Below are 23,205 nucleotides of genomic sequence, written 5' to 3'. Positions count from 1 at the left end.
TTTTTTTATTTCGGAAACAAACGCGTAGTGTTTTTTTTACACTGTCTGTTTGGGCTAAAGGCACCAATTATTTTTACCTGATTATCAACAAGTTTAATAAGTGTCATTTTTACAATTTAACATCACTTTAACACTGCAAATAAGCATACAGACTATCAGCCGGTAAATAATTTGTCGTCCCGGGTTTTATTCCTTCATCTTTTTTTCATGATCGCCCCTCTGAATGCCAAACATTTTAGCTCTTTTTTAATTTTTGGTTATATGGATTTAAAAAATTATCCCGGCGATGCATTTCCGCTGGGTGCAACCTGGACCGGCAAAGGCGTGAACTTTGCAGTGTATGCACTAAACGCTTCTAAAGTTGAAGTCTGTTTATTTAAAACCGTTAAAGACGAGATGGAGTACGCCAAAATAACCATGCAAGAGCGTACCCACGAAATATGGCACACCTTTATTCCGGATATAGGCCCCGGCCAGTTATACGGTTTTCGCGTACATGGCGCTTATGACCCGGCAAACGGCCAGCGCTTCAACCCGAATAAATTACTGATAGACCCTTATGCAAAAGCAATTGCAGGGCCTATTGAATGGCACGATTCCTTATTTGGTTACGAGGTTGGGAGCCGCGACGAGGACCTGAGTTTCAGTGAGACCGACAGCGCGCCGTATTTACCCAAATGCGTGGTGGTTGACCCGAACTTCGACTGGGAAGGCGACACCCAATTAAAGCTGCCTTATACCGAAACCATTATTTATGAAACGCATGTGCGCGGTTTTACCATGCTTCACCCGGAAATTCCGGAGAATATCCGTGGAACATACGCTGGTATCTCGCACCCGGTTACTATACAATATTTGAAAGACCTGGGTATTACAACCATCGAACTGATGCCTGTACACCACTTTTTGGCAGACCGACATTTGAAAGAGAACGGGCTGACTAATTATTGGGGTTACAACACCATTGGTTTCTTCGCACCAGAGGTGAAATACTCTTCATCTGGCGTGTTGGGCGAACAGGTGAGCGAGTTTAAACAAATGGTGAAGGATCTGCATAAGGCGGGTATCGAGGTAATCCTCGATGTGGTCTATAACCACACTGCCGAAGGCAACCAGATGGGCCCGACTATTTCCTTTAAAGGTGTAGACAACGAAGCTTATTACCGCCTGGTTGACGACAACAAGCGTTTTTACATGGACTACACCGGCACGGGCAACACCTTAAACGCCAATCTGCCAAGCGTGCTCCGTTTAATTATGGACAGCTTACGCTACTGGATCACCGAGATGCACGTAGACGGTTTCCGTTTTGACCTTGCTGCTACCCTCGCCCGCGAACTGCATGAGGTAAACCGCCTGAGCGCCTTCTTTGATATCATCCACCAGGACCCCGTTATCTCTCAGGTTAAATTGATTGCCGAACCCTGGGACATTGGCGAAGGCGGATACCAGGTGGGCAAATTCCCTCCGGGATGGGGCGAATGGAATGGCAAATACCGCGATTGCGTGCGTGATTACTGGCGCGGGGCCGATAGTACGCTAGCCGAGTTTGCTTCGCGCTTTACGGGAAGTTCTGACCTGTACCGCGATGAACTGCGTCGACCTACGGCAAGTGTCAATTTCATTACGGCACATGATGGCTTTACCCTCAACGACCTGGTAAGCTACAACGAAAAACACAATGATGCCAACGGCGAAGGCAATAACGACGGGGAAAGCCACAACCGCTCCTGGAACTGCGGTGCCGAAGGACCGACAGATGATGACGCAATTAACGAGTTAAGAGAACGCCAGAAACGGAACTTTTTAACTACCCTGTTCCTTTCGCAGGGCGTGCCGATGCTGGTTTCAGGTGACGAGATCAGTCGTACACAACAAGGTAATAATAACGCCTATTGTCAGGACAACGAGATTTCCTGGACCAATTGGGAACAAGCTGATAAAGAACTGCTGGAGTTTACACGTAAGCTGATTGAATTCCGCCAGAAGCATCCTGCCTTCCGCAGAAGAAGATGGTTTAGAGGTACAGCGGTTAAAGAAGGCGGACTGGAAGATATTGCCTGGTTTAACACCTATGGCGCTCAAATGAGCGACGAGGACTGGAACTCGGGCTATGCAAAATCGCTGGCAGTATTTATGAATGGTAAAGCGCTGCGTTCGCGCTACCGCGATGGTGTGCCTATCATCGACGATAACTTCTACATTATCTTCAACGCGCATCACGAACCATTGGATTATACCTTGCCGCCGGATGATTACGGAAAAGACTGGCAACTGGTATTGGATACCTGCGACAACTTTATAGGCCAGGGCGATAAGTACACAGCAGGTGATACCATAAAAGTAGACGGACGCTCTGTAGTGGTACTGCATCACCCGGTTATGCACTGATAATGTGAGAAAGAATGGAAATTGAGAAACGGACGATTGGTGTTAACGTATCAAAAGGTGGTGTAAAAGCAGTGGTTTGGGCTCCGAATGCAAAAAACGTCAGTTTGCGTATCTGTAACGGCCGCATAGACCTGCCGATGGAGCAAAAAGATCTGGGTTATTGGCACCTGCAGACAGACCAGCTGAAAGACGGCGACTTATACCGTTTTGTATTGGATGGAGAGAAGTTCCTTCCTGATCCGGCTTCGCTTAGTCAGCCCGAAGATGTACACGGGCCCTCGCAGGTGGTAGATCTGAAAACATTTCAATGGACTGACGAAGGTTGGGACAATCCGGCTTTGGAAAGTTACCTGTTATATGAACTGCATGCCGGTACATTTTCGCCCGAAAGTAACTTCGCAGGGATTGAGGCAAAGCTGGACTACCTAAAAGAGTTGGGCATCAACGCCATTGAAATTATGCCGGTAGCACAATTTCCTGGCGGGCGTAACTGGGGTTATGATGGTGTGTTCCCTTATGCCGTTCAACACAGCTACGGCGGGCCCAAAGGCTTGCAACAATTGGTAAATGCCTGCCATAAGAAAAGTATCGCTGTTGTGCTGGATGTAGTTTATAACCACCTCGGCCCGGAAGGAAATTACTTCGGCGAATTCGGCCATTACTTCACCAAAAAGTATAACACCCCCTGGGGCAACGCCATCAACTTTGACGACGCCTGGTGCGATGCCGTGCGGCAATATTACATAGAAAATGCCTTAATGTGGTTCCGCGATTTCCATATTGATGCCCTGCGTATGGATGCCGTTCACGCGATTAACGATTTCAGTCCGAAACACATTCTGGCAGAGATTAAGGAACATGTGGACGCGCTGATGAAGCAAACAGGCAAAAAACACTATTTAATAGTAGAGTGCGACCTGAACGATACACGCTACATCAACGGCCTTGACAAGCAAGGCTATGGCATGGACTCGCAATGGGTCGACGAATTTCACCATGCGTTACGGGTAACTGCCGGCGGCGATCGCACCGGTTACTACGAAGATTTTAATGGTCTTAAAGACCTGGCCAAAGCCTACTGCGATGCTTACGTGTACGATGGTCAGTATTCGGCGCATCGTCATAAAAACTTTGGGGTACCGGCAAAAAATAATCCGGGTAAGCAGTTTGTGGTTTTCTCGCAAAACCACGACCAGGTGGGTAACCGTATGCTGGGCGAACGCAACAGCCAGCTCTTTAGCTTTGAAATGCAAAAGCTAATGGCAGCAGCAGTGTTAACAGCGCCTTTCCTACCCATGCTGTTTATGGGTGAAGAATGGGCGGAGCCCAACCCTTTCCTGTATTTTGTAAGCCACACCGACGCGGAATTGGCGGAAGCAGTACGTAAAGGCCGTAAGGCCGAATTCGCCGCTTTCCATGCACAAGGTGAAGCGCCAGACCCGGTTGATGAACAAACGTTCGAAGGCTCTAAACTGCAATGGGATTTACTGGATAAATACCCCCATGCGATGATGCTGGCCTATTACAAAACATTGATTAATCTGCGTAAAACCGTACCTGCATTAAAGAACTTAAACCGGCAGCACGTACAGGTGGAGGCCAATGAAGAAAACAAAACACTTGTACTGCACCGCTGGTACCAGGGAGAGCATCTGGTGGTTTTGATGAACTTTTCAGACCAGCAGCAAGTCATCGCTCTACCATCTACCGAAAAGAAATGGAACAAACTGATCGACTCTGCATCGCCAAGATGGAACGGACCTAAAGAAGCGCCGGATCATCTTCCTGGTGATTCCAAAGTTGATCTACAGCCAGAATCGGCTATCATTTACGCTATCAGCTAAACTATGTTTAATCCTGTCGCTACCTATCGTATACAATTCCACCAGCAATTTACTTTCGCTGAGTTCGAAAAAATAATCAGCTACCTGCAAAAATTGGGGGTAAGTACTATTTATGCTTCGCCGATATTTGAAGCAACACCAGGCAGTACGCACGGTTATGATGGCATTAACCCGCATCATATCAACCCCGAAATAGGCACCGAAAAACAGTTAAAAGCCATCAGCAAAAAGCTGAGCGATGCCGGTATGGGCTGGCTGCAGGACATTGTGCCCAACCACATGGGCGTGCATGAAAAGAACCCCTGGCTGATGGACCTGCTCGAGAAAGGCAAACGTTCACTATATGCAGGCTTCTTTGATACGGGTATCGCGAGCGACCTTTTTCAAAGCGAACGCCTGATGATTCCGGTCTTAGGCGGCGAACTTTCTGATGTGTTAGAAAAGCAGGAACTACAGGTAGCCTACCAGGACCGGCTACTGGTTCTAAAATACTATGATAACTTCTGGCCGTTAAACCCGCAATCCTATCAAACTATTTTAAACGCGGTTGAAATTCCTGATACATTAAAATCTACGGTTAGAGAAATAGATACGGTTTGGGCAGCTTCAGACAATAAAAAGCTTGCATTGAGATGGGCGGGTTGGTTAAGCAAGTTCAACCAGGTGGCAGAACAGCAGGACGCAAAGGATAGTATTGAAGATGCATTAAACAACATCAACAATAACCCCGAACTGCTTAAGCAAGTGATCGACAGCCAGTTTTACCGCCCATGTAACTGGCAGGAGACGGATAAGGATATCAACTTCCGCCGTTTCTTCACGGTAAACAGCCTCATCTGCTTAAACATCCAGGATCCGGAGGTATTCAGCCATTATCATAGCCTGATTAAGACTTTGGTTGACAAAGGCATTTTTCAGGGATTAAGGATAGACCATATTGACGGTTTATACGATCCCGAAAATTATTTGCATAACCTTCGAGAACTGGCTGGCGACGAAACTTATATCGTAGCCGAGAAAATTTTAGAGCGTGGCGAAAACATGCCCTCCCGCTGGGCTTTGCAGGGTAATACCGGTTACGATTTCCTGGCCCAGGTAAATAATCTGCTCACCGATGAGTCTTCGGAAAGAAAATTCACCTCGCTTTATAACCGGCTGATCGGTAAAAGCGAGCCGGTAGAGCAGCAGATCCACCAGAAAAAAACGCACATTCTGGAAACGCACATGCAGGGTGAGTTGAATAACCTCGCTTATTATTTTGTGCGGTTGAAACTGGCAGATCAGAAAGCATTAAAAACGGTCGGTCTGGAGAATATCAAAAACCTGATCGCTAAAATTTTGATTCATTGCCCCGTGTATCGGTTCTATGGCAATGCCATGCCCTTAGATGAAACAGAAACAGCGTCAGTGAGGTCTATTCTTTCAGCCGTGCTTATGGAAAGCCCCTCGCTTCAGGAGGCGGCAAATCTGTTTGATGAACGCCTGTTGCAGAAGCCGCATGAGAACAGCGCTTCTTATAACGACAGGGCTTTAAAATTTTATCAGCGGTTGATGCAGTTCAGCGGCCCGCTAATGGCTAAAGGCGTGGAAGACACACTGATGTACACCTACAACCGTTTTGTAGGTCATAATGAAGTAGGCGACGCGCCCGACGCTTTTGGGATAGACGTGAAAGAGTTTCACCGGCTGATGCGCCAGCGCCAGAAACAATGGCCGCTTTCAATCAACGGAACTTCTACCCATGATACCAAACGCGGCGAAGACGTGCGTGCACGGTTGAACGCGCTCTCTGCGATGCCGGGCGAATGGGCTGACCTGATTAAACAGTGGCAAAAGCTGGAAAGGAATTGGGACTCCCCCGTGCCCGATGTTAACGACCGTTACCTGATCTACCAGACCATTGCAGGGGCATATCCTATGCCAGGGCAGCCGGAAGATAACTTCGGCGAGCGGATCAAAGAATACCTGACCAAAGCTTTGCGCGAAGCCAAAACAAATTCGGACTGGACGGCCCCGAACGAAGAATATGAAAACGCAACCTTAGATTTTGCCACCAGCCTGCTTGATCAGCAGGGCGAATTCTGGCAATCGTTTGTTCCGTTCCACCAGCAATTAAGCGATCACGGTATTGTTAATTCATTGGCGCAGGTATTATTAAAATTCACCTGTCCCGGCGTGCCAGATGTTTACCATGGCTGCGAATTGTGGGATTTAAGCCTTGTCGATCCGGATAACCGCCGACCTGTAGACTATGATTTACGCAATCAATTACTTCATAGTAAACTAGCTGAAGACAACGCAGAGCTGCTTTCGCAATTATGGCAGGACCGTTACAACGGGCATATCAAACTATGGTTGACGCAGCAATTGTTCAAACTCCGCAGCGAAGAGCGCGAACTATTTACCAAGGGAAATTACATTCCGCTAAAAGTAAAAGGTGCCTACCAGGATAATGTCATCGCCTTTGCGCGCCGCTACCAAAAGAAATGGCTGATAGTCGCCACAGGGCTGTACACCGCTGCCATCTGTAAAGAGCAAAACAGAGATATTACTGAGATCGACTGGAAGAATACGCGGTTAATTATTCCGGAGGAAGCGCCTGAAAGCTTTAAGAACACACTGACCAGCGTGGAAGAAAAGGTAAATCCGGAAGGCGTGCTGTTAAGTCAGATTTTCGGAGCACTGCCGATGGCGATACTCGAGTTAGAATATCCGGAGAATGACCGCGGCGCAGGTATCCTGATGCATATCACCTCGCTCCCATCCAATTTTGGTATTGGCGATCTGGGTCCGGGTGCGCGTACCTTTGCAAACTTTTTAAGCAAATTCGGGCAGAAGTACTGGCAATTATTGCCGTTGAACCCCACGGAAAAAGCACAAAGCTATTCGCCATACAGTTCCATTAGCAGCATGGCCGGCAATACGCTGCTCATTAGCCCCGTGCTGTTAGCCAAGGACGGCCTGATTGGCGAAGAGGAATTAGAAAACTTCCACCTACAGCAGACCGATAGTATTGATTTTGAAAATGTAGAGGATCTAAAGCAACAGCTTTTCGATAAAGTTTATCAGAAATTTACCAGTGGCAACTTCAAGCAGTTACAGCAACGTTTCAAAGCTTTTTGTGAAAAGGAAGCTTACTGGCTTAATGATTTCGCCCTATATAGTGTAGTAAAAAATTACCACGAGGGTGATGCCTGGTACGAGTGGCCTAAAAGCTTTAAGAGCCGCAACGAAGCAACTTTAAACAGGTTTGCGGAACGAAATGCGGAAGAGATTAATAAGATCAAATGGCTCCAGTTTATTTTCTTCCGGCAGTGGCAGCAGTTAAAAGACTATTGCCGGGTGCTGAATATTCAGCTCTTTGGTGATCTTCCCTTCTACATCAGTTATGATTCTGTAGATGTTTGGGCAAACCAGCATTTATTTGCCGTGGATAAAAATGGCAAGATGACGGGTGTAGCAGGCGTACCATCTGACTATTTTAACGAAAATGGCCAGCTTTGGGGAATGCCTGTTTACAATTGGCAGGCCATGAAGCGGGAAGACTATTGTTGGTGGATCAACAGGCTGAAGAAAAATATGGAGCTGTTTGATCTGGTACGCTTAGATCACTTCCGCGCGTTTTCTGCCTATTGGGAAGTTCCGGCTGGTGAAGAAACGGCAAAAAATGGCAAGTGGGTAAAGGGGCCCGGCAGCGATTTCTTCACCAACATCAAAGAGGCTTTAGGTAATGTGCGTTTTGTTGCCGAAGATCTTGGAGATATCGATCAACCCGTGTGGGACTTGCGCGACGAATTTAACCTGCCGGGTATGAAAGTACTGCAATTTGCCTGGGGCGATACCATGGCGCAGTCCATCTATATCCCGCACAATTACGATCATAATTTCCTTGTATACACCGGCACGCATGATAATAATACTACGGTTGGCTGGTTCAACCAGGACACAGACGATTTAATTAAAGAGCAAATCGAAACCTATACAGGCATGGCGCCAAAAGCAAAAAACATTCACCGGATATTTATACGCCTTGCCTATGCCTCAACAGCTAAAGTGGCTATTGCTGCGATGCAGGATGTCTTAGGCCTGGACGAAAATTCCCGGATGAACAACCCGTCAACGACAGAAGGGAACTGGTTATGGCGTTTAATGCCTAAACTGGTTACAGATGAAGCGGCAGAAACTTTAATTAAGTGGGTGAGAATGTATAACAGGCAGTGATGTTTATTCCTTGCCCTTACTTTTACGGATCACCATCCATAAGGCCAGGACCATAAACGCCAGGATAAATACAATTGCAAATGGTAGTAACATAGCCGTAAGTTTTATTTAAAGAACATAGGGCTGCCACCATTGTTTAACTAATAAGAAATAAAAAAAGAGAGGCGGCACCTCTCTTTTTTTATTTAAACTTTAGCTTTTCTTACAACATGTTTTGTCTTTGTACCGCTGTATTTCTTTTTCTTGTGAAAGATGTTGTGTACTTTTTGCGGCAAGGTTGAAGTACGTTTGGTTTTGGTCTCGTTCTTGGTAACAACGGTTGTTTGTGCCATCACAGCAGTAGTTGTAAAGGCTGTAAGCAAGAGCAAATAAATTAACTTTTTCATAAAGGTTGTAAAATTGATTTTTACTACAACCACTAATGTCTTCAAATGGTTTTAACACCATTATTTTACTTTTCTGCCTAAACTTTAGCCGGGGTTAAAAGTTTATCTTTTACTATGGAAGACTTTGATATTGAATTATCCCTTAACCGTCAGCAGATCCCTGCGCGCGTACATACTTATGTTAACGATGATAAAACCTATTACGACGTTACCTTCGAAGACCAGACCATTACCCTTTATAAAGAAACCCTGTACACCTGGCGCGCTGAAACCAGCAACGGTTTAAGCGAGGCGGATATCCAGAGCATTGGCGAACAGTTACAGAATTATTGAGCTTTTCTTTTCGTAGCGGCAGCGTTCGCCTTTTAAGGTTTCCAGCATACGCTCGTCAACCACCGGTACCTTAATTTTTGCGCAGTTTTGCTTGTATTCTGCTTTGGCATCTTTACGACGGCGGGCTTCAATAAAACGGCGCACCTGCTCCCGCGTTTCCAGGGTAAGGCCGGGAACTTCTACCGGTTTGCCGGTTTCATCTTTTGCTACCATGGTGAAATAGCTGGTGTTGGTGTGTTTAATTTCGCGCGTTTTGATGTTTTCAGATTCCACCCGGATGCCTACCACTAAAGATGTCCGCCCAACATATACTACTGATGCCTTCAGCGAAACCATCTCGCCTACTTCTACAGGTGCCAAAAAATCCACACCATCTATAGATGCCGTTACGCAGTAGTTACCGGCATGTTTGGCAGCGCATACATAAGCAACTTTATCCATTAGTGATAACAATACACCACCGTGTATCTTTCCGCCAAAGTTGGCATAAGAAGGAATCATTAATTCGGTAAGTATTGTTTGCGAATATTTTACGGGCAGGAAATCTGGCTTGGGTTGCATATCCAAATTTAGCTATTTTCGTGTAAACTGATATATTTACTGAATGTCCCCTACCCAAACCTTTCCCTCAAAAATAACGTACTGGCTCTTTGTGCCTTTATTTGTTTGCCTTACAGCCGCTTTAGTTCAGTCCATTGTAGATGGCGCCATTGCCGGAACAATTATTTTAGGGGGCGTGTTGGGCTTGCTTTTGGCGCCGATGTTTTTTAACACGCGATATACAATTAATGGTGATGTACTGAACATCCGTTGCGGTTTAATTGTTAATAAGGATATCGACATTCATACCATCAGGAAGATCAGCAAGACAGACAGCATTATTAGCTCGCCTACCCTTTCCGTTAATGGCCGCATTGATATTGCCTATAATAAATATGATAACGTTATTATTGCGCCACAAAACCTGGAGAAATTTATCGAAGCCCTGAAAAGTGTCGAGCCGGGCATTGTTATTGAAATTTAAGATGTACAAAAAATTACTTTCAGTCATATTAATCATCCTTCCGGCATTGGTAAAAGCGCAGGAAACCGTGGTGATTAAACACCGGCTTACAGACGCCGTAAAAGAATATATCGAAGTTTTAAAAACAGATAAAAACATCAGACAGGGCGTATACAGGGCGATGTTGTCTGAAGGTCGGCCGCTAGCTATAGGTGCTTATACCAACAATGTCAAAACGGGAACCTGGACCTTTTATGACGACCAAAAGCACATGCTGCAGCGTTTTAATTACGACAGGGCCGAACTTACTTTTCAGGCGCCGGAAGATACCTCGTCATTCTGTCGTTACGTTGTAGACCGCGACATAAAACAGGGCGATACCACTACCCGGCCAATCCGCATCGGCGACCGTTACTACGGCTACATTAATTACCTGAAGCTATTTAAACTACCGCAGCAACTGGAAGGCATCAGCAACAGGGTATTTACACCGGTGATAGAATTACTGGTAAGCCCCTACGGCCGGCTAGCCGATTTTGTGGTGCATTTACAATCAAACATTTACCCTACCCAGGACGTGCACATGAACATCGATGCCCTGCCCGATGAAGATAAAATTTTTATACCGGCAAGTATCAACCGAGAGAAAGTATCGTGCCGGATATTCATCACTTGTTATCTAACAGATTCGGGCCAACTGGATGTAGAATAACGGGTAAAGAAAAAGGCCTGCAAATTAATGCTGGCCTTTTCTGTATAGTTGGTTAAACCAATACTTAGTGTGCATGATGACCATCCGGGCCATGTGCATGACCATGCGAAAGCTCTTCAGGCGTAGCCGGACGAACATTCAGGATGTTACCGGTGAAATGCAGTTCCTGGCCAGCCATTGGGTGGTTCAAGTCTACAATAATTGCATCTTCAGCTACAGATACTACCTGGCCGCGGAAACGGTTACCGTTGTTATCTTGTAATGGCAATACGTCGCCAATCTGCGGAAGATCTGTTCCGCTAAACATCTCTTTCGGCAGGTTAGCTACTGCTTCTTCATCATAAATGCCATAAGCATCTTCTGCAGTAAGTTTAAAATCAAAGTTATCCCCGGTTGAAAGGGTTGATAAGTTTTCTTCAAACTTTGGCAGCATTTGTCCTGCGCCGTATAGGAAGGTTAAAGGTTGCTCTTCTGTGGTTTTCTCTACCAGGTTCTCGGTACCGTCTTGGTCTACATATAAGTTGTAGGTTAACGATACCACGTGTTGAGGCTCAATTTTCATCAGGATTAATTTTTATGCGGCAGGTCTTAAGCCGCAGTTTATATAGGATTAAGGATTTAATTTGCGATTTGTTTTAAAGCATCGGCAACAGTATCGGCAGGTAAGCCGCAGGTTTTATCTTTACAGATAAAAATCCTGGTGGTGCTACCCACTCTATTTTGCAGTAAAGGTAAGTTTTCCTGCGTACCTCCCAATATTATTTTATTAGGCACATAGTTTTTATCAAACTCCTGCCTAACGGTTTCTGCGCGGGTTCCGGTGATGGCTACTTCATAAATTCCGAACACTTCCTCAAGCAATAAGAGCGACCAGTTTGAATAAACCGAACCGTATTTGGCCATGTAAGGCATCAGGTTGCATAACAACTGCGACGATATTTTCCCGTAGCTTTCGTCCTCAAAAAACAAGCTCAGTTTTTTGAGGTTACGCGCCATTACCGAATTTGAAGAAGGTATCACGCCGTCCATAATTTCGCACTTCCGGGCAATCAACTCTTCATTTTCTGCGGAAGTATAAAAGAACATCCCCTCTTGCTGGTCATAATAATTCACAATAGCATCATTGGTAAGTGAGCGCGCCAGGGTTAACCAATCCAGATCAAAGGTAAGTTCATATAATGTAATAAACGCGTCTATTACGTTGGCATAATCATCAAGGAAAGCAATTCTTTCGGCAGAACCATAAATGCGGTTAAGCTTTCCATCAGCACTGATCAGGTTTTCCCGAATAAATGCTGCGTTCTTTAAGGCCAGATCCTGATAATTTTCCGCAGGGAAAACTCTCGCCGCTTCGCACAAACCTTTAAGCATTAAGCCGTTCCACGAAGCAATAATCTTGTGATCCAGCCCGGGGCGTACTCTCTGGCTTCGGTATTCAAACACCAGTCTGCGCGATTCCTGTAGTTCCTCGTCAAACTCTTCAAGCGTATAACCCAGGTTATCAGCTAAAGCTTCTTTCTCCCTTGCCCTGAAAAGTACATTGGTTTGCTCCTCTTCCCAATTACCTTCGTCTGTCGCGCCGTAATAAAGCTTGAATGCAAAGGCAGCATCTTTCCCCAACACCTGCTCCAGTTCTTCACCGGTAAACGTGTAAAACTTTCCTTCTACCCCTTCGCTGTCAGCATCCAGGGCAGAATAAAAGCCAAACTCCGGCGAGGTAAGTTCCCGCTCTACAAAAGCAATCGTTTCGGCTACAATCTCTTTGTAAAGTTCGTCTGGTTGGCGGGTATAAGCTTCGGCATATAAACTCACCAGTTGGCCGTTATCATACAACATTTTTTCGAAGTGCGGCACATGCCAGCGGGCATCTACCGAGTAACGCGCAAAACCACCGCCTATATGATCGTAGATGCCGCCATAAGCCATCTTCTTCAACGTTAGTTCTACCACCTCACCGATTTGTTCGTCCTTCATCAGGTGGGCGTAACGCATCAGGAAGAGCCAATTATTAGGCATCGGGAATTTTGGCGCATGCCCGGTCCCTCCTTCTTTCATATCAAAGGTCTTTCGCCAGGTAGCAACAATTGCTTCCAGATCGTCCTTCGAATAGGTTGGCTGTTCGCTCATAAAGTTTACCGATTCATACTGACGAATGCCTTCCGTTAACCGCACGGCATACTCCTCTGCCTCCTGCGGCTTTTCACGGTAAAACTCCGACAGGTTCAGCAGCAGGCTGATCCAGTCTTGTTTGCGAAAGTAAGTTCCCCCGTAAATCGGTCGCTGGTCTGGCAGGCAGATACAGTTTAAAGGCCAGCCACCTCTCCCGGTCATCAGTTGAATGGCGCTCATATAAATCTGGTCGATATCCGGGCGTTCCTCACGGTCCACCTTAATACATATGAACAGATCGTTCATTACCTGCGCCACCTGCTCATCTTCAAAACTTTCGTGCTCCATTACATGGCACCAGTGACAGGCCGAGTAACCGATGCTGACGATAATTAGCTTATTTTCATCGCGCGCTTTTTGCAGCGCTTCTGCTCCCCAGGGGTGCCAGTCTACCGGGTTGTTGGCATGCTGAAGTAAATATGGCGAAGCCGAGTTGGCCAGTCTGTTCATAACGAATTCGGATTTTGATTTTTAATTTCGGATATACTTTAAAAGACACCCACGTGCCTGATTTGATTTTGAGATGCCGTCAAAAATCAAAATAACTTTTCAACATTACAACCTTACAACATTTAGCCCATCAACTTCCCGCCCAAAACCTTAATTTTGTCACCCTAAAAACAGAGGAGCAGATTTGGATTATTTAGAAGGGTTAAACCCACAACAGAGGGCAGCAGTTTTACAAACCAAAGGACCTGTAATGATTATTGCAGGTGCAGGATCGGGAAAAACACGGGTAATTACCTATCGGGTAGCCCACCTGATCCGCAGCGGTGTTGATGCCTTCAATATCCTGATACTTACGTTTACCAATAAAGCTGCGCGCGAAATGCGCGAGCGGATCACCAAGGTAGTAGGCGACGAAGCCAAAAACCTTTGGATGGGCACCTTCCACTCTGTTTTTGCCAAGTTGCTACGTGTTGAGGCTGATAAATTAGGCTATCCGAATAATTTTACCATTTACGATACCGACGATAGTAAAAGTGTGATCAGGGCTATTTTGAAAGAAATGAACCTTGACGACAAGCTGTACAATGCCAACTTTGTTTATAACCGCATTTCTTCCGCAAAAAATAACCTGATCTCGTGGCAGGAATACCAGCAGAATGAGCAGATCCAGGCGGATGATTTTTCTACAGGCCGGGGACAGATGGGGAAAATCTACGAAACCTACGCCCAACGCTGTTACCGCGCCGGCGCAATGGACTTTGACGATTTGTTGTTCAAAACCAATGAACTGCTGAAGAACCATGCCGAAGTACTTTATAAATACCAGAACAAGTTTAAGTACCTGATGGTGGATGAGTATCAGGATACCAACTTCTCGCAGTACCTGATTGTTAAACGCCTGGCTGCTATCAATGAGAATATCTGCGTGGTGGGGGACGATGCGCAAAGTATCTATGCGTTCCGTGGTGCTAACATCCAGAACATCCTGAACTTTGAGAAGGATTACCCGGATTTGAAGGTATTTAAGCTGGAACAGAACTACCGCTCTACACAAAATATAGTTAAGGTTGCCAACAGCATTATTGCCAACAATAAAGAGCAGTTGAAGAAAAACGTGTTCTCTGAGAACGAAACCGGCGATAAAATCAAGGTAATGCGTGCCTTCAGCGACAACGAAGAAGGTAAAATGGTGGCCGAAGGTATTTTGCAGGATCGCACTACCAAGGGCATGAAGTGGAACGACTTTGCCATTCTGTACCGTACTAATGCCCAATCGCGCTCGATGGAAGAAGCCTTACGTAAGCTAAACATCCCTTATAAAATTTACGGTGGTCTCTCCTTCTATCAGCGTAAAGAGATTAAAGATTTGATCGCTTATTTCCGCCTGACGTTTAACCCAGCGGATGAAGAAGCACTAAAACGGGTGATCAACTATCCAAAACGCGGCATTGGTGATACTACCATTGATAAGATTATTTTAAGCGCAGATCAGCATGGCGTTACCACCTGGGACGTGGTGACCAATCCGTCTAAATACCTGGATGGCCGCAGTGCAACCAGCGTAGGCACTTTCGGCACCATGATCCAAAGCTTTCAGGTAATCGCAAAAAACCTGCCTGCTTACGATGCAGCAATGCACATTGCCCAACACTCCGGTTTGTTGAAAGATCTGTACGAAGATAAATCGGTTGAGGGTTTGAACCGCTACGAAAATATCCAGGAGTTATTGAACGGTATCAAAGAATTCTCTGAGCGTGAAGATATCGAAGAAAAGGGCCTTGATGTATTTATGCAGGACGTTGCCCTGTTAACTAATGACGACAACGACAAGAACCCGAATGCGGAAACCGTTTCCCTGATGACCATCCACGCCAGCAAGGGGCTTGAATTTAAACAGGTGAATGTGGTGGGTTTGGAAGAAAACCTGTTTCCGTCTCAAATGTCATTAAATTCAAGGACAGACCTTGAAGAAGAACGCCGCCTGTTTTATGTTGCGGTCACCCGGGCAGAAAGCAAGCTTACGATCAGCTACGCTACCTCTCGCTTCAAATTTGGCACACTTATCAGCTGCGAACCAAGCCGCTTTTTAGATGAGATAGATCCGCAGTATTTAGAATTAGATTTCACGGCACGGCCCGCTGCTTCTGCCAATCCGTTTTTCAATGACGAACGCACTGCCTGGACACGCAACACCAATAGTGGAACCAAAGGGCCGGATAGCTTTTCCAAACCCAAACCAGCCAGCCAGCCGGTAAAAACCACTTCTATTTTGGCTAAAGCGCACGTGCCATCGGCTAACTTTGCGCCTTCAGATACGTCTAAGTTGCAAACAGGCATGGAAGTTGAGCACGAGCGTTTTGGGTATGGAAAAGTAATTAACCTGGAAGGATCAGCCCCGGATATCAAAGCTACAATTTTCTTTAAGGAAATAGGTCAAAAGCAGTTATTATTGAAATTTGCAAAACTTCGTATTGTTCAATAAATCGTGGATTTTTTTCCCGATGGGATTAAATAGTTGAGGAATTTATTACTCGTTTTTTTCTTATAAATCCAAATACATGCTATTTTACGTTAATTTAACATTGGCATTTAATTTGAACAAAGAAAAATTATTCCCCTAATTAAACCCGAATGAGTAACCCGAACAAACACTCGGCAGGCAGCGCCGTAGGAAAAAACATCCGTACTTTACGTCACCGCCGTGGCTGGAGCCAGGAAGACGTGGCAAAAAAATTAAACATATCTATCCCTGCTTTTTCTAAGATAGAAACGGGCGTTACCGACGTTAATCTTTCACGTTTAGAACAAATTGCCAATATCTATGAGGTAAGCGTTGTGCAGCTGCTGGCTTTAGACGAGGCGCCTGCTGAACCGCAGCTAACAGCATTGAACAATGTACAGCAAAAATTAAACGCGCGGGAGATAGAAATTGCTACTTTACAACGCAAAGTGATTGAGCTTTACGAAGAACTGCACACCCGCGGCTCTTACGCCAGTTAACATATTTGGTCCTACTAAGCAGTGTCATTTTTTTTCGACACTGTTTAGTACACTTTTTTATCTGTTAAAACATTAAATAATTTCCATTAAAGAAATTTAAATAATCAAAAAGAAATTATTTAATCGATTTGATTGTTAACTTAACTGCCTGGTTTATTTAACAATAAAATACGGCACTTTGGCATTGTTGGATTAATAATTGTTGAACACCGTTAGTCTAACTGTGAGTAACATGTCTAACTACTTTATTTCTATTTCAGACCGCGACGGATCTCTTGAACAAGAAACGATTCACGACCCGAATACCAAATTAAAAGTAAAGGTTTTTGACCTGTTGGAATCGCCGTTTAAACCCAGCAAAAACGAAGTTCAATACTTTGTTACTGCGGGCAGCAACAAATTTGCATTTCAGACAGAGGGGTACAAGAAGCAGCGGCAGTTGCTCATTCTGCACATGATTGCGCGCTACTGTGTTTATTTAGGATTAATTGAAGCGCAAATCCACTCTACATTGCAATAATTACATACCGGTTCTTTCCGGATCATGCAGCATATCGCTCATATCCATAATTTTATTATCAATTTCCGATACGCATTTATCCATCATATTAAAACACTCTGCTTTATTAACCAAGCCTTCTTTTTCGAGGTTAATAAGCCCTTTTAACGTAGCGATAGGCCCCCTGATCTGGTGCGACAGATAGGAAGAGTATTCGGCCAACTTGCGGTTTTTTATTTGCAGATCCTTTGTGCGTTCGTCGATAATTTCTTCCAGGTGGTGGTTTACCCTGTCCAGGTTATCTTTCTGCCTGGATACTTCACCATTAAGATCGGTAAGCCGTTTGTTGGTTTCGGCCTTACGGCGAACATTACCTACCAGCAATACTATAACCACCAATAAAAGTGCAGCCACGCAAACTACCCCCCAGAAAATTACCCGCTCATTTTTTTGTTTAATCAGCGCCAATTGGGTTTCGCGGGCCTTTTCTTCCTGCTTATGTTTCACCAGCAGCAACCCTATTCTGGCCGATACGTAATTCTGAAAATCTAAGCTATCCTTTTTATAAATATCCTGAAGGTAATACAACGCCTTTTCAAAGTTCTTACGCTTAACCTCTAACTGGTACGAAGTATATTTAAAGTCGCTCAGCAAGCGTTTGCTTTTGATCATTTCGGCATACATAATACCCTCATCCAGATATTGCTCAGCCTTTTTAAAGTCGCCTTTGCCAATGTATAAAGAAGTAAGGGTAAGATCTATACTGGCAATCTGCTGGTAACGGCTTGACGCCTTGGCCTGCTGGTTACTGGCAAGCAATAATTTTTCGGCCTGATCAAAGCGCTTTAAATTAAAATAAACTACACCCAGGTTTTGCATGCAGGTTACCACGTACTCGGTATTATTTAATTTAGAGAACAGATCGTTGCTCTTGTTATAATATTTGAGGGCTTCGTAAAAATCTTTCTGCCGGTAATACACATTACCGATGTTAAGGTATAAAGAGGCGATCAGGTTTTCGTCGTTAATTTTCAGCGCAATTTTCAGGGATTTCCTGAAATATTCCAAAGACTCGCCAAAGTCGCTGTCGCGGTAAAGGTTACCAATGTTGTTGTAAACTTTAGCCTGGCCAGAGAGGTTATTATCACGCTGAAAATAGCTCAACGCATTCAGATAATTATCTATCGCTTTTTCGGGTTCGCCATGATAATCATAACCCACGCCTATTACCCGGTACGATTCGCCTATACCCTTTAAAAAGTTAAGCTGTATAGATAATTTTAAAGCTTTTGTTGCTTTCTTTATAGTTTGGTCAGCATCAGACCTGCGTAAGTTGTACCCATCACTATTTAATTTGTTTATCAATGCCGTATCTGCCAGTCTATCAGTCGATATAACATCGTCTAAAGTATTCCCGTAAACAGTTATGGAGAGGAAAATGAAAAACAAAAGGGCGCTAATTTTTTTCATTATAGCACTATTACGAATTCGTATCATGAAAGTTATAAAAATTAATTGCAAATAGAAGATATTAAATTTCGAGGGGGTTAGAAAAAAATTAAAAAAAGACTTGACTACTTAAAAAACTTCTTTAACTTTGCATTGTTAAACAATTCAAAAACAGACACTTATATATCATATAAATGAAAAAATTTTTATTTTTTATTGTTGCCTTAGCGGCGTTTGCTTTTACCTCTTGTACAAAAGATAACAGCGTTCAACCAACCACGGTTAAAGCAAAAACTTTAGCTGACGACAATGCCAAACAAGACATTGGCCAGGCTGATGGTGCGAAACAAGATATCGGACAAGCTGACGGTGGCGTTGCTGCTAACTAATAATTCTATTAACTATTCATTCATTTAAGAACCCTAACAACAAAACGAATCATGAAAAAATTAATCATAGCTGCTGCAGTAATCTTAACCGCTTCTTTCACCGCTTGTACAAAAGATAACAGTGTTCAACCAACTACAGTGAAAGCAAAAACTTTGGCTGACGACAATGCCAAACAAGACATCGGTCAGGCTGATGGCGCGAAACAAGATATCGGACAAGCTGACGGTGGCGTTGCTGCTAACTAATAATTCTATTAACTATTCATTCATTTAAGAACCCTAACAACAAAACGAATCATGAAAAAATTAATCATAGCTGCTGCAGTAATCTTAACCGCTTCTTTCACCGCTTGTACAAAAGATAACAGTGTTCAACCAACTATGGTGAAAGCAAAAACTTTAGCTGACGACAATGCCAAACAAGACATCGGTCAGGCTGATGGCGCTAAACAAGATATCGGACAAGCTGACGGTGGCGTTGCTGCTAACTAATAATTCTATTAACTATTTATTTATTAAAAGGACTTCCAACAACATACGGTCATGAAAAAATTAATCATAGCTGCTGCAGTTTTAACTGCTTCTTTAAGTGTTCAAGCTGAATCTAACGTTCAATTAACAGCAAAAATCACATCGGTAGCCACCGGCGCAAAACAGGACATCGGGCAGGCTGATGGTGCTAAACAAGATATCGGACAAGCTGACGGCGCTAAACAAGATATTGGTCAGGCTGATGGCGCGAAACAAGATATCGGTCAAGCAGACGGTGCTAAACAAGATATTGGTCAGGCGGACGGTGCTAAACAGGACATTGGTCAGGCAGATCTTGCTAAACAAGACATCGGTCAGGCAGACGGCGCCAAACAGGACATCGGTCAAGCAGACGGCGCGAAACAAGATATTGGTCAGGCGGACGGTGCTAAACAAGACATCGGTCAGGCAGATGGCGCTAAACAAGATATCGGGCAAGCTGATGGTGCTAAACAAGATATTGGTCAAGCTGATGGTGCTAAACAAGACATTGGTCAGGCTGACGACAACAGATCTGCTCGCTAATTAATCCGTTCTAATTTTCACCCTTTAAATTACCCGAAAATGAAAAAGATATTTGCTGCCGCCGCACTTGTAGTTTTAGTGTTGTTATCTATAACTGTTATCAGCAAAACAACCGCTGTTAAACCAACTCCGGCACCAAAAGCAGATAAAGCTGTTTTAACAAGCGTTAATAATAACTTTATGCCTAAAAATGATATTGGTAACGCGGACTAATAAATAAAGAATCCTTAAGTGATCATCGAGCGATCATGATCTTCCTGGTCATCCGCTGACCACCAACCTGCATGGTATATAAATATATACCCGGACTAACATCAGCCATATTAACAGTTAGTTCATGGTAACCAGAGTTTTGATATTCGTCAAGGATATTTTTAACAGAAGCACCGCTCATACTTAGCAGTGAAATCTGCACACGACCGGATTGTGAAAGACTGAACCCAAAAGTAGTATTGTCTCTAACAGGATTAGGATAATTCTGGTTAAGACCAATCACCAGGAAAGGCACCTGCTCTATCACCTGGCTAATCACATCATACCAAACGTAAGCAATCAAAGCATTACCCTTGGCGTTTGGATGAACATCGTCTTTATACAAAGAAAAATCCCTGCCCAAGGCTTTATTAATATCAGCGATATAAACTTTATACTGGCCAGCCAGCTTTTTGTATAAATTGTTGATCTGCTTGATATACAGATTGGCTATCTTATTTTCGTCAGACTTGGTATCGTTGATAAACTGAAGCGTACCTATAATAGGTATTAAATGTCTTTTCTGACACTCTTCGATATAATACCGCATGTTACGTTCAGTCTCGCTGATCTTTATTTTTTTATTAGCCAACGCCCAGGCATCATTCACACCCATAAAAATCAAAACAAAACCGGTACGGCCGGCAATTGCATCCGGGAAACGCTTTAAACCCTGTGTAGTGGTTTCGCCAGGTACGCCATTATTAGTAATATCTACTATCTTACCGGTATAGCAATGCTGAAAATCTTGCAGCAAAGGTGTTTGGAAATCGCTGCCGTACATGCCGTGTACCGTGCTGGCCCCAAAGGTTGTAATTACAATACTATCTTTACTATAGAATTTTGCTGCCGCGCTGCAACTTGGAGTAAGATTCACCGGCGATACCGATATAGCTGCCGGAGCGGCACTTACAGGTGGCGGTGGCGGCCCTTGTTGAGCTATTGACCTTAAGCTTATAAATCCCAGGAAAAAAGAAAAAAATAAAAATGCCTTGTTCGGGTTCATCTTTAAAAACGGAACTGATAATTAACCTCTGTTATCAATCATGACGCGTGTTACAAGTAATAATTACATCATGACTTTAACTTAAAGTCAATTCAAATACCACTTTGAGCAACCAGTTTAAATTAGGCTGCAATATACTACAAATAGCTGATTTAAACACTATTGGCTATGAGTTACATGGGGCATAAAAAATCTTATGACCATTTTATGTGGAATAAAAAGAATTTTCTTCCTCACATCTATATATTTGCCTCAAAACATCATAAATGGAAGAGATAAAACAATATATCGACAAGCACCGCGACCGGTTTCTGGAAGAGTTGTTCGAGTTACTGCGCTTCCCCTCTGTAAGTGCAGATCCTAAATACAAAGATTCGGTACTTAAAACCGCAGATTATGTAGCGCAAAAATTGAAAGATGCCGGTGCAGATAAGGTAGAAGTTTGCCCTACTGCAGGTTACCCGATTGTTTATGGCGAAAAAATAATTGACCCGGCTAAACCTACCGTCCTGGTTTACGGCCATTATGATGTACAACCACCAGATCCGCTTGAGCTATGGATAAGCCCTCCGTTTGAACCCACCGTTCGCGATGGTAAAATCTACGCGCGTGGCGCCTGTGATGATAAAGGACAGTTTTACATGCACGTAAAAGCCTTTGAACTGATGATGCAGACAGGTACGTTGGCATGCAACGTAAAATTCATGATCGAAGGTGAGGAAGAAGTTGGATCAAACAACCTGGGCATCTTTGTGAAAGAGAATAAGGAACGCCTGAAGGCTGATATTGTACTGATCTCTGACACCTCGATGATCAGCATGGAGAACCCTTCACTGGAAACCGGCCTGCGTGGACTTTCTTACCTCGAGGTGGAAGTTGTTGGCCCCAACCGCGATTTACACTCAGGTGTGTATGGTGGCGCGGTGGCTAATCCGGCGACTATCCTTGCTAAGTTGATTGCCTCTCTACATGACGAAAATAATCACATTACCATCCCCGGGTTTTACGATGATGTGGTAGAACTGACCGCCGAAGAGCGTAAAGCCTTAAACAGCGCACCTTACGACGAAGAGGAATACAAAAAGGACCTTGACGTGGAAGAGCTTTGGGGCGAAAAAGGTTACAGCACTTTTGAACGTACCGGCACCCGTCCTACTTTAGAGGTAAACGGCATTTGGGGTGGCTACATCGGCGAAGGCGCTAAAACTGTATTACCATCAAAGGCTAACGCAAAAATCTCGATGCGTTTGGTGCCGAACCAAACCTCTGAAAAGATTACGCAACTGTTTACCGAGCATTTTGAACGTATCGCGCCTAAATATGTAAAGGTAAAAGTAACCCCGCATCATGGCGGCGAACCTGTGGTAACGCCAACAGATAGCGTGGCCTTCCAGGCAGCTAAAAAAGCAATAACGACATCATTCGGAAAAGAGCCTATACCCACCCGCGGTGGCGGCAGTATCCCTATCGTAGCTTTGTTTGAAGCAGAATTAGGCATTAAAACCGTCCTGATGGGATTTGGATTAGACAGCGATGCGCTTCATTCACCGAACGAGAAGTACGATATCTTCAATTTCTATAAAGGAATTGAAACGCTACCGTTATTTCACAAGTACTTTGCAGAACTGAGTAAATAATTTACTTTTAGAGAAATTATTTTAAACAAAAAGGAGCAATTACTTTTTATTATAGTACATCTAAAATGAAAAGTTATGGCAACTGCAAAATCAAAAAGTGAGGCCTCAAAAGAAATGAGGGATCCTAAAGCTTCAAAACAAGAAAAAAGTGAAGCAGCTAAAGAATTAGCATCAAAATCTAAAAAGAAAAAGTAAGCATAAACTTACAACAGCAAGGCCCCTGAGTGATAAGGGGCCTTGTTGTTTATGAGATATCTAAATTTGCTTTCCTAAACCACGCGGCTTGTCCCGAATTTTTTCGAAAGGATCTGCCGATCAGTTTCTGTACAGACTCTTCACTTCGTTCCGAATGACAAAACTTTTCTCTATCGTTCCACGACTACTCTTTTTCGATATCTAATTTGTTGT

21 protein-coding genes are annotated in these 23,205 nt (G+C 44.1%); 15 read left to right on the top strand and 6 right to left on the bottom strand.

Annotated elements, in window-relative coordinates; translation table 11 throughout:
- The first annotated feature begins 261 nt into the window (after window positions 1–261).
- The 3 genes from glgX to treY are packed head-to-tail and all read left to right on the top strand — an operon-like array spanning window position 262 to window position 8,456.
- Window positions 262–2,391 (top strand): glycogen debranching protein GlgX, encoded by a 2,130-nt coding sequence (gene glgX, locus MUY27_RS14610; RefSeq protein ID WP_245131038.1) that lies wholly within the window; start codon window positions 262–264, stop codon window positions 2,389–2,391.
- A 14-nt stretch (window positions 2,392–2,405) separates the two neighbouring features.
- Window positions 2,406–4,235: a malto-oligosyltrehalose trehalohydrolase gene (gene treZ, locus MUY27_RS14605; RefSeq protein ID WP_245131035.1), complete on the top strand. Its 1,830-nt coding sequence runs from the start codon at window positions 2,406–2,408 to the stop codon at window positions 4,233–4,235.
- A gap of 3 nt (window positions 4,236–4,238) precedes the next feature.
- The gene (treY, locus tag MUY27_RS14600) at window positions 4,239–8,456 is read left to right on the top strand and encodes a malto-oligosyltrehalose synthase (protein WP_245131032.1); all 4,218 of its coding nucleotides are present in this window, start codon (window positions 4,239–4,241) and stop codon (window positions 8,454–8,456) included.
- Between the two features lie 185 nt (window positions 8,457–8,641).
- Here the strand turns inward: treY and MUY27_RS14595 are convergent, their stop codons facing one another.
- Window positions 8,642–8,842 carry a hypothetical protein gene (locus MUY27_RS14595; RefSeq protein ID WP_245131031.1) on the bottom strand — a complete coding sequence of 67 codons (201 nt, stop codon included), beginning with the start codon at window positions 8,840–8,842 and terminating at the stop codon, window positions 8,642–8,644.
- 114 nt (window positions 8,843–8,956) lie between these two features.
- Between MUY27_RS14595 and MUY27_RS14590 the strand changes: the two genes are divergently transcribed.
- Complete coding sequence (locus MUY27_RS14590) at window positions 8,957–9,175, top strand: hypothetical protein (protein WP_245131029.1); 219 nt, start codon at window positions 8,957–8,959, stop codon at window positions 9,173–9,175.
- On the opposite strand, the gene MUY27_RS14585 is transcribed toward MUY27_RS14590, so the two are convergent.
- Window positions 9,161–9,736, bottom strand: coding sequence for an acyl-CoA thioesterase (locus MUY27_RS14585; RefSeq protein WP_245131027.1), 576 nt, complete (start codon window positions 9,734–9,736; stop codon window positions 9,161–9,163). The two genes, MUY27_RS14590 and MUY27_RS14585, sit on opposite strands and share 15 nt — an antisense overlap.
- Before the next feature lie 43 nt (window positions 9,737–9,779).
- Here MUY27_RS14585 and MUY27_RS14580 point away from each other — a divergent pair, with 43 nt between their 5' ends.
- The gene (locus MUY27_RS14580) at window positions 9,780–10,199 is read left to right on the top strand and encodes a PH domain-containing protein (protein ID WP_245131025.1); all 420 of its coding nucleotides are present in this window, start codon (window positions 9,780–9,782) and stop codon (window positions 10,197–10,199) included.
- 1 nt (window position 10,200) lies between these two features.
- A complete protein-coding gene (locus tag MUY27_RS14575) occupies window positions 10,201–10,890 on the top strand; it encodes a hypothetical protein (protein WP_245131022.1) in 690 nt (229 codons plus the stop codon).
- Between the two features lie 64 nt (window positions 10,891–10,954).
- On the opposite strand, the gene MUY27_RS14570 is transcribed toward MUY27_RS14575, so the two are convergent.
- Entirely contained in the window at window positions 10,955–11,452 is a 498-nt protein-coding gene (locus MUY27_RS14570; RefSeq protein ID WP_245131020.1) for an FKBP-type peptidyl-prolyl cis-trans isomerase, read from the bottom strand.
- Between the two features lie 56 nt (window positions 11,453–11,508).
- The gene (locus MUY27_RS14565) at window positions 11,509–13,509 is read right to left on the bottom strand and encodes a thioredoxin domain-containing protein (protein WP_245131018.1); all 2,001 of its coding nucleotides are present in this window, start codon (window positions 13,507–13,509) and stop codon (window positions 11,509–11,511) included.
- Between the two features lie 184 nt (window positions 13,510–13,693).
- Here MUY27_RS14565 and MUY27_RS14560 point away from each other — a divergent pair, with 184 nt between their 5' ends.
- The 3 genes from MUY27_RS14560 to MUY27_RS14550 all read left to right on the top strand — a co-directional run bounded on the left by MUY27_RS14560 (window position 13,694) and on the right by MUY27_RS14550 (window position 17,029).
- Complete coding sequence (locus MUY27_RS14560) at window positions 13,694–15,991, top strand: ATP-dependent helicase (protein WP_245131016.1); 2,298 nt, start codon at window positions 13,694–13,696, stop codon at window positions 15,989–15,991.
- 149 nt (window positions 15,992–16,140) lie between these two features.
- Complete coding sequence (locus tag MUY27_RS14555) at window positions 16,141–16,509, top strand: helix-turn-helix domain-containing protein (RefSeq protein WP_245131014.1); 369 nt, start codon at window positions 16,141–16,143, stop codon at window positions 16,507–16,509.
- A gap of 232 nt (window positions 16,510–16,741) precedes the next feature.
- Window positions 16,742–17,029: a hypothetical protein gene (locus MUY27_RS14550; protein WP_245131012.1), complete on the top strand. Its 288-nt coding sequence runs from the start codon at window positions 16,742–16,744 to the stop codon at window positions 17,027–17,029.
- Here the strand turns inward: MUY27_RS14550 and MUY27_RS14545 are convergent, their stop codons facing one another.
- Window positions 17,030–18,478: a tetratricopeptide repeat protein gene (locus tag MUY27_RS14545; protein ID WP_245131010.1), complete on the bottom strand. Its 1,449-nt coding sequence runs from the start codon at window positions 18,476–18,478 to the stop codon at window positions 17,030–17,032.
- Between the two features lie 173 nt (window positions 18,479–18,651).
- Here MUY27_RS14545 and MUY27_RS14540 point away from each other — a divergent pair, with 173 nt between their 5' ends.
- Genes MUY27_RS14540 through MUY27_RS14520 form a run of 5 tightly spaced genes read left to right on the top strand, consistent with a single transcriptional unit; the run spans window position 18,652 to window position 20,115 of the window.
- Window positions 18,652–18,846 (top strand): hypothetical protein, encoded by a 195-nt coding sequence (locus tag MUY27_RS14540; protein ID WP_245131007.1) that lies wholly within the window; start codon window positions 18,652–18,654, stop codon window positions 18,844–18,846.
- Window positions 18,847–18,897: 51 nt separating this feature from the next.
- A complete protein-coding gene (locus MUY27_RS14535) occupies window positions 18,898–19,092 on the top strand; it encodes a hypothetical protein (protein ID WP_245131005.1) in 195 nt (64 codons plus the stop codon).
- Window positions 19,093–19,143: 51 nt separating this feature from the next.
- Window positions 19,144–19,338: a hypothetical protein gene (locus MUY27_RS14530; RefSeq protein ID WP_245131003.1), complete on the top strand. Its 195-nt coding sequence runs from the start codon at window positions 19,144–19,146 to the stop codon at window positions 19,336–19,338.
- Window positions 19,339–19,389: 51 nt separating this feature from the next.
- Window positions 19,390–19,902: a hypothetical protein gene (locus MUY27_RS14525; protein ID WP_245130999.1), complete on the top strand. Its 513-nt coding sequence runs from the start codon at window positions 19,390–19,392 to the stop codon at window positions 19,900–19,902.
- Between the two features lie 39 nt (window positions 19,903–19,941).
- Window positions 19,942–20,115 (top strand): hypothetical protein, encoded by a 174-nt coding sequence (locus tag MUY27_RS14520; protein ID WP_245130997.1) that lies wholly within the window; start codon window positions 19,942–19,944, stop codon window positions 20,113–20,115.
- Window positions 20,116–20,137: 22 nt separating this feature from the next.
- Here the strand turns inward: MUY27_RS14520 and MUY27_RS14515 are convergent, their stop codons facing one another.
- Window positions 20,138–21,160, bottom strand: coding sequence for an SGNH/GDSL hydrolase family protein (locus MUY27_RS14515; protein ID WP_245130995.1), 1,023 nt, complete (start codon window positions 21,158–21,160; stop codon window positions 20,138–20,140).
- Window positions 21,161–21,426: 266 nt separating this feature from the next.
- On the opposite strand from MUY27_RS14515, the gene MUY27_RS14510 reads away from it, so the two are divergent.
- Window positions 21,427–22,797 (top strand): dipeptidase, encoded by a 1,371-nt coding sequence (locus tag MUY27_RS14510; RefSeq protein ID WP_245130993.1) that lies wholly within the window; start codon window positions 21,427–21,429, stop codon window positions 22,795–22,797.
- Window positions 22,798–23,205 lie beyond the last annotated feature (408 nt).

It is taken from the genome of Mucilaginibacter straminoryzae, from assembly GCF_022953055.1.
GTDB classification, from domain to species: Bacteria; Bacteroidota; Bacteroidia; order Sphingobacteriales; family Sphingobacteriaceae; genus Mucilaginibacter; species Mucilaginibacter straminoryzae.
The sequence above is the reverse complement of the archived record's forward strand: the minus strand, read 5'-3'. Positions and strand labels throughout refer to the sequence as shown.